The organism is Sphaerisporangium sp. NPDC049002 (genome assembly GCF_040649355.1).
Classification (GTDB): domain Bacteria; phylum Actinomycetota; class Actinomycetes; order Streptosporangiales; family Streptosporangiaceae; genus Sphaerisporangium.
This window is the reverse complement of record NZ_JBEZFH010000287.1, coordinates 1-7,316: the sequence shown is the minus strand read 5'-3', so window position 1 is coordinate 7,316 and position 7,316 is coordinate 1. Positions and strand designations below refer to the sequence as shown.

Annotated in this window: 8 protein-coding genes and 1 pseudogene; 8 read left to right on the top strand and 1 reads right to left on the bottom strand. The window is 69.1% G+C overall.

Annotated features, from left to right (window positions below):
* The 8 genes and pseudogenes from AB0B89_RS33375 to AB0B89_RS33340 all read left to right on the top strand — a co-directional run.
* Nucleotides 1–527, top strand: a pseudogene (locus tag AB0B89_RS33375) (virginiamycin B lyase); the annotation flags it as partial.
* Between the two features lie 36 nt (nucleotides 528–563).
* Complete coding sequence (locus AB0B89_RS33370) at nucleotides 564–860, top strand: DUF5753 domain-containing protein (RefSeq protein ID WP_358560753.1); 297 nt, start codon at nucleotides 564–566, stop codon at nucleotides 858–860.
* Nucleotides 860–1,066, top strand: coding sequence for a DUF397 domain-containing protein (locus AB0B89_RS33365; protein ID WP_358560750.1), 207 nt, complete (start codon nucleotides 860–862; stop codon nucleotides 1,064–1,066). The genes AB0B89_RS33370 and AB0B89_RS33365 overlap by 1 nt, the downstream gene beginning before the upstream one ends.
* A 243-nt stretch (nucleotides 1,067–1,309) precedes the next feature.
* Nucleotides 1,310–2,401, top strand: a complete 1,092-nt coding sequence (locus AB0B89_RS33360) for a LacI family DNA-binding transcriptional regulator (RefSeq protein ID WP_358560747.1) — start codon at nucleotides 1,310–1,312, stop codon at nucleotides 2,399–2,401.
* Between the two features lie 24 nt (nucleotides 2,402–2,425).
* Nucleotides 2,426–3,691 carry an extracellular solute-binding protein gene (locus AB0B89_RS33355; protein WP_358560744.1) on the top strand — a complete coding sequence of 422 codons (1,266 nt, stop codon included), beginning with the start codon at nucleotides 2,426–2,428 and terminating at the stop codon, nucleotides 3,689–3,691.
* A complete protein-coding gene (locus AB0B89_RS33350; protein WP_358560741.1) occupies nucleotides 3,691–4,662 on the top strand; it encodes a sugar ABC transporter permease in 972 nt (323 codons plus the stop codon). Before AB0B89_RS33355 ends, AB0B89_RS33350 begins: the two co-directional genes overlap by 1 nt.
* Nucleotides 4,663–4,673: 11 nt before the next feature.
* Entirely contained in the window at nucleotides 4,674–5,489 is an 816-nt protein-coding gene (locus AB0B89_RS33345) for a carbohydrate ABC transporter permease (protein ID WP_358560739.1), read from the top strand.
* A 48-nt stretch (nucleotides 5,490–5,537) separates the two neighbouring features.
* Complete coding sequence (locus tag AB0B89_RS33340) at nucleotides 5,538–7,094, top strand: glucoamylase family protein (protein ID WP_358560736.1); 1,557 nt, start codon at nucleotides 5,538–5,540, stop codon at nucleotides 7,092–7,094.
* An 18-nt stretch (nucleotides 7,095–7,112) separates the two neighbouring features.
* On the opposite strand, the gene AB0B89_RS33335 is transcribed toward AB0B89_RS33340, so the two are convergent.
* The coding region (locus AB0B89_RS33335; RefSeq protein WP_358560733.1) for a hypothetical protein at nucleotides 7,113–7,316 on the bottom strand (204 nt) is incomplete at its 5' end.

The window sequence follows — 7,316 nt, the reverse complement described above, 5'->3', positions numbered from 1 at the left end:
GCCGGATCACGACCGACGGGGAGATCACCGAGTTCCCGCTCCCGGTCGCGGGCGGCTTCCCGTCCGCGATCGCCGCAGGACGGGACGGCGGGCTGTGGTTCACGATGAACATGGCGGACGCCATCGGCAGGATCGGTACGGGCGGCAAGGTCGCGATCCACCCGCTGCCGGCCCCCGGCTCCGCTCCCGTGGGCATCACCGCCGGGGCGGACGGCGCGATGTGGTTCGTCGAGATCGGCGCGGGTCAGATCGGCCGGATCCAGCCGGACGGGAAGATCGAGGAGTTCCCGCTCCCGGACCGGGCGGCACGGCCGCACGCCATCGCCGCCGACGCCCACGGTGACCTGTGGTTCACCGAATGGGGCGCCAACCGGATCGGCCGCATCACCTCCGCGGGCCTGATCGACGAGCACGATCTGCCGACCCCCTCCTCCGAACCCCACGGCATCGCGCCCGGCCCCGACGGCGCGATGTGGGCTGCCCTCGAACTCGGCGCCCTCGCCCGCCTCCCGTCACCAGCCCGGTGAGCTGTTATAGGGCGACCCGTCGGCGGATCATCGACTATGCGGGCTCAGCTGGGACGGCTCATCGAAATGGGAGAGCGTCCGGACGTGGTCATCCGGATCCTTCCGTTCGCGATTGGAGCTCACGCGGCGATCGAGGGCCCGTTCGTCCTGCTCCGCTTCCCTGAAGAACACGATGCTGACGTCGCCTATGTCGAGGGGGCGATGGGAGACCTCTATCTGGAGAGCGTCGAGGAAGTTCGGCGCTATACGCTGCTGTTCGAGCGCTTGTGCGAGCTTGCGCTGGACCCCGAAGAGACCGCGATCATGGTCGCGGGAGCGGCTGAGGAGTTGTAATGGCCGAGCAGGTTGATCTTGCTGGTGCGGCGTGGCGGAAAAGCAGCTTCAGCGGAGGCGGAAACGACTGCTTGGAGATCGCGGAGATCGGCGGCGACATCGCCCTGAGAGACTCCAAGAACCCCTGTGGTCCCGTCCTTCGACTCGGTCGTGGCGAGTGGAGAAACTTCATCGGTCACCTGAGAGCCGGCGACTTCGGGATGTAGCTGTTTTCACCATCTCTGGGACCGGCATGTTCGTGCCGCCACTGCCACTGCCACTGCTCGATGATCCGTGGTTGTAGCCGAAGGGGTCGTCTATCTCAGCGGAACGTACCGGTTGACATGGGGCGTTGTGCGTGGGTGTTTACATTTCGGTAATGCGGCGGCATACTCCTGAGACTGTAAGCGCTTCCACTGCCGTACTTCCGCAGTACCTCCGGTGGAAGCGCTTACACCCAGGAGGTAGTCATGGATGGACGAGACGTCTCGGCGGCGGGCGGTGTGACGATCTACGAGGTCGCACGGCGGGCCGGGGTGTCCATCGCCACGGTGTCGCGGGCGTTGCGAGGGACAGGGCCGGTGGCGGGGGCCACGCGCGAGAAGGTGATGCGCGCGGTCGAGGAGCTGCGGTTCACGCCGAGCCGGGCGGGGGTGAGCCTCGCCGAGGGCCGGCACGCCGCCAACGGCATCGTCTTCCCCAACCTGTCCGGGCCGTACTTCGCCGAGGTCCTCATCGGGTACGAGGAGGTGGCCTCGGAGCTCGGCCGTTCGGTCGTCATCCTGTCCACCAAGGGACGTGACGCGATCAGGGATCTGGTGCGCGAGCTGGCCGGGCGGGTGGACGGCCTGGTGGTCTTCGGGAGCACCGTCCCTGACGACGTGATCGACGAGCTGGTCGCGTCGAGCCTGCCGCTCGTGCTCATCTCCCACGCCGAGAGGCCGGGTGCCGTCACCCTGCGAAGCGAGAACCTCGCCTCGGCCCGAGCGCTGGCACGCCACCTGCTCGGCCACGGCCACACGAAGTTCGCCTTCCTCGGCGCGCCGTACGCCACGGGCGACGACGTGGACCAGCGCTGGCAGGGCGTCCGCGAGGTGCTCGGGGACGCCATCGAGCCCGTACTGACCGCCGAGTACACCGTCGAGAGCGGCTACGAGGCCGCCCTCCGGCTGCTCGGCGCCGGGAACAGGCCGGAGGCGGTGATCTGCTCGGACGACGAGGTGGCTCTGGGGACGATCCTGGCGGCCGAGGAACTGGGGCTTTCCGTACCGCACGACGTGGCCGTGACGGGCTGGGACGACATCATGGCCGCCCGTCACGCCAGGCCGGCGCTGACCACGGTGCGGCAGCCGATGCGGGAGCTCGGCGCGCTGGCCGCGCGCGCGCTCGACCAGCTCATCGCCGGAGTGAGCCTCGAAGACAGCCACCGCACCCTCGCCACCGAGCCGGTGATCCGCCGCAGCTGCGGCCCGCATTCCGAAGAAGTGGCGTACCGCGGCAAGGTGCGTCCCCATGAGCAGCACCCTCAAGAGCCGCGTGCCGGGGAGTCGCGTCCTCGGTAGCCGCATCCCCAGGAGGTCATTGAGTTGAAGCCGTACACCGCCAGTTCACTCGCCCTGGTCACCGCCGGGGTCCTCGTACTGACCGGCTGCGGGCGCGGGTCCGGTGGGACCGCGGATAAGCCGACGGACGTGAACACCTCCGCCAAGGCGACCGGCACCCTGGCCGTGTGGGCCATGGGGTCGGAGGGGGAGGCGCTGGCCTCCTTCGCCAAGGGATTCGAGGCCGCCAACCCCGGCATCAAGGTCACCGTCACGCCCATCGGCTGGGACGTCGCACACGACAAGATCACCGCGTCGATCGCCAGCCGTACGACCCCGGACGTCAGCATGATCGGCTCCACCTGGATGGGAGAGCTGGCCAAGTCCGGCGCGGTGGACCCGACGCCGGGCAACGTCATCGACAAGTCGGCGTTCTTCCCCAGCGCGTGGGAGACGGTCGAGGTCAACGGCACGGCCTGGGGCGTCCCCTGGTACGTCGAGACGCGGGTGCTGTACTACCGCAAGGACCTGGCCGCCAAGGCCGGGCTCACCCCGCCCGCGACCTGGGACGAGACCAAGAGCTTCGTCAAGGGCCTGCAGAAGGCGGGCGCCGGCCAGGGCATGAACCTGAACTACACCACCGGCTCCTGGCAGGAGATCCTCCCGCTGGTCTGGCAGCAGGGCGGCTCCATCATCGGCTCCGACGGCAAGTGGACCTTCGACACCCCCGAGATGGTCAGGGCGCTGACCCAGCAGCAGTCGTACTTCAAGGAGGGCCTCGCCTCCAGCAAGGTCGATCCGGCCTCGTTCCCCGCGAGCTTCTTCAAGGGCGACGTCGGCGCCTACTACTCGGGCCCGTGGATGATCGCCGGGATGGAGAAGGACGGCGGCCCCGGTTTCGCTGACAAGTTCGACGTCGCGCCCTACCCCAAGGGCAGCGCGGGGGGCACGAGCTTCATCGGCGGCAGCGACCTGGTGGTCTTCAAGGACTCCAAGAACAGGGACGCGGCCTGGAAGTTCGTCCAGTGGCTGAGCGACCCGGCGACCCAGGCCGAGTGGTTCACGACGGTCAAGGACCTGCCGAGCGTCCAGGCGGCGTGGCAGCGTCCCGAGCTGACGGCCGACAAGCGCGTCACCGTGTTCGGCGAGCAGCTCAAGGACGCCAAGACGCCGCCTCCCTTCCCGACCTGGGACCAGATCTCCAAGGTGATCGACCAGGAGGTCGAGAAGGTGGCCCTCGGCAAGGCGACCCCGCAGGAGGCGGCCAAGGCCGTCCAGGCGCAGGCCGACACGGTCGGCACCGGCCTCTGATGGCCGCGCCCGCCGCGGGCCTGGCGACCGCGGACCGGTCCGGCCGCGCCCCTGACCAGGCGCGGGCGGGACGGCGCCGTCCCCGGCCCGGGTTGAACCCGCCGAAGAAGACCGGCCATGCCTGGCTGTTCTCGGCTCCCTTCCTGCTGGTGTTCGGCGTGATGTACGCACTGCCGCTGCTCGCGGGGCTGGTCATGGGGTTCACCGACATGCGCAGTACGGACGTGCGCGACCCCTTCGCGGTGAACTTCGTCGGCCTCGGCAACTTCGAGCGCCTGTTCCAGGACGAGTCGATGCGCAGGGCGGCGGCCAACACACTGTTCTTCGTGGTCACCACGACGCCGCTGACCATCGCGCTCGGCCTGGCGGCGGCCATCCTGCTCAACTCGGGGATCACCAGGCTGCGCACGTTCTTCCGGCTCGGCTACTACCTGCCGTACGTCACGAGCATCATCGGCATCGCGGTGGCCTGGCGGCTGCTGCTGGACCCACAGGCCGGCCTGCTCAACTCCCTGCTCAGGTCGGCCGGGATCGAGGGTCCCGCCTGGCTGCTGGACGAGCGCACGGCGCTGCCCTCGCTGGTCCTCATGTCGGCGTGGCGCAACTTCGGCTTCGACATGGTGGTCTTCCTGGCCGCCCTCCAAGGTGTGCCCAGGGAGCTGTACGAGGCGGCCGACGTGGACGGCGCCGGCATGTGGGCGAAGTTCCGGAGCATCACGGTCCCGATGCTGCGGCCCGCGATCCTGTTCTGCGGCGTCTACAGCGCGGCCGGCTTCATGCAGTTCCTTGAGGAGCCCCTGGTGATGACCAAGGGCGGGCCGCTCAACTCGACGCTGTCGGCCTCGCTGGCCATCTACAACCAGTTCGGCTTCGGCAACTACGGCTACGGGGCCGCCGCGGCGACCGTGCTGTTCACCGTGATCGCCGCGTTCTCGTTCGCGCAGTTCCGATGGCTGCGGCCCAAGACGTGAGGAGCGCAACCGTGAAGAGGGCACGTACCGCGGCTCTGTACGCCGCGCTCACGGCCGGGCTGGTGGTCGTCGCCGGGCCCTTCCTGTGGACCCTGCTCGGCTCGTTCAAGACCGACGCCGAGATCCGGCGGGACCCGCCCACCTTCCTGCCCATCCGCTGGATCACCGACAACTACTCCGCGCTGTTCGAGCGGATGGACGTCGTCACGGTGACGGTCAACAGCGTGGTCGTCGCGGTGATCGTGGTGGCGTCCAACCTCCTGTTCTGCTCGCTGGTCGCCTACGCGCTCACCAAGCTGGACTTCGCCGGGGGACGGTTCGTCTTCGGCCTGGTCCTGCTGCAGATGATGGTGCCCGGCATCGTCCTGCTGATCCCGCAGTTCGTGACGGTCGCGAGCCTGAACCTGGCCGACACCTACGCCGGCATCGTCCTGCCCGGGCTGGTCACCCCGCTCGGGGTGTTCATGATGCGGCAGTTCATGGGCGAGATCCCCGACGAGCTCGTACACGCGGCCCGGGTGGACGGTTCGGGGGAGTTCCGCATCTTCTTCCGCATCGTGATGCCGCTCTGCAAGCCGGTCCTCGCGACGCTCGGCCTGATCACCTTCATGGGGTCGTGGAACGGCTTCATCTGGCCGGCGGTGGTCGCCCAGCACAAGGAGATGTACACGCTGCCGGTCGCGCTGGCGAGCCTGTCGAGCCGGGAGACCGTGCACTACGGGCTGCTGCTGGCCGGGGTGATCGTCGTCATCACCCCCGTCCTCCTCCTTTTCGTGTCCCTCCAGCGCTATTTCGTCCAGGGCGTGGCCACGGCCGGACTCAAGTGAGCGCCCTTCCCGTGAACGTCCGCAGCATTCGAGCGATCTGAGGTGCCCATGCGCAAGACAGTTCTGGCCTGCACGCTCGCACTCGGCCTCGCCGCCGCGATCCCCTCCGAGGCGCTGGCGCGCACCCGTACGGGCGAGCCGTCGCCCTCCCTCACAGGTCCGGCGGCCTCCCATACGGCGGTGCTGCGCACGTACGCCGCCGACACCTGGAAATCCATGGCCGCCATGGCCGACCCCGGCACCGGGATGCCGTCCGACAAGGTGTCGGGCGACCTTCGGACCCGCGCCAAGGTCACCTCGCCCACCAACGCGGGCACGTACCTGTGGAGCACCCTGGCCGCGAGGGACCTGCGGCTCATCGACCAGCGCGAGGCCACGGCGCGCGTCGCCAAGGTGCTCGACGCCCTGGGCAGGCTCGACCACGACACCGCCACCGGCCTGTTCTACAACTGGTACGACCCCGCGACGCTGGAGGTCGTCCACACCTGGCCGGAGAGCGGCGCACCCGTGCTGCCCTTCGTGTCCAGCGTGGACAACGCCTGGCTGGCCGCCGCGCTGATGATGGTGAAGAACGCGATGCCGGGGCAGGCGAGGCAGGCCGGGAGCGTTCTGTCACGGATGAACTTCGCCGCCTTCTACGACCCGGCCGCCCGCGCCGACGCGGGAACCGGCCTGATGACCGGCGGCTACTGGCCGGACAAGCCCGAAGGGTGCTCGCAGGAGACCGACTACGCGCACACGGGCACGACGGTGTACTCCACCTGTCACCGCTACGGCGCCATGTCCGAGACCCGCATCGTCACCTATGTCGCCGTCGCGCTCGGCCAGGTGCCCGCCACCCACTACTTCGGGCTCTGGCGCACCTTCCCCGACACCTGCGACTGGGGCTGGGCCGACCAGAAGCCGCAGGGAAGCTGGCAGACCTACCAGGGCGTCAAGGTCTTCGAGGGGACGTACGGCTATCGCGGCATGCGTTTCGTACCGAACTGGGGCGGCAGCATGTTCGAGGCGCTGATGGCGAACCTCGTGGTCCCCGAGGAGACGTGGGGCGCGCGGAGCTGGGGCCGCAACCATCCGGTCTTCGTCGCCGCGCAGATCGAGCACGGTATGAACGAGGCGAAATACGGCTACTGGGGCTTCTCGCCCTCCGACGACCCCAACGGCGGCTACCGCGAGTACGGCGTGGACGGCCTCGGGATGGACACCGACGGCTACACCTCCGACGAGGAGCGCACCTCCTCCGACCCGGGCTTCGGCGACTGCCGGCCCGCCAAGCCCGAGCCGGACCACTACGGGGACGGGGTGGTCACGCCTCACGCGTCCTTCCTCGCCCTGCGCTACGCGGGTGACAAGGCGCTGGACAACCTTGCACGGCTGCGGGCGAACTTCGACTCCTACGGCCCCGGCGGCTTCTACGACGCCGTGGCCGTGCGCAGCGGCAAGGTCGCCAAGGAGTACCTCGCCCTCGACCAGGGGATGATCATGGGCGCCCTCGGCAACGCCCTGGCCGGCGACGACCTGCGCCGCTACTTCACCCCCGGAGGGCCCGAGAGGCTCCTCAAGCCTGTCCTTGGCCTGGAGCGCTGGGACGCGCGGCTTCACTGACGGGCGGCGGAGACGCCCTCACCACAACCGATCGGGGAGAGTCACATGACCGAGTCCGCCCTCACGGACTGGAGAGAACGCATCTACAAGAGGTCGGGCGAGGCGGGCATGGCCGTCGGCGTCGTGCTCCGGCGCACGCGCGCTGGAGACCTCGACGCTGCGGGTGGTCATCGCCGACGACCAGGCCCTCGTCCGTACCGGGCTGCGGGTCATCATGGAGAG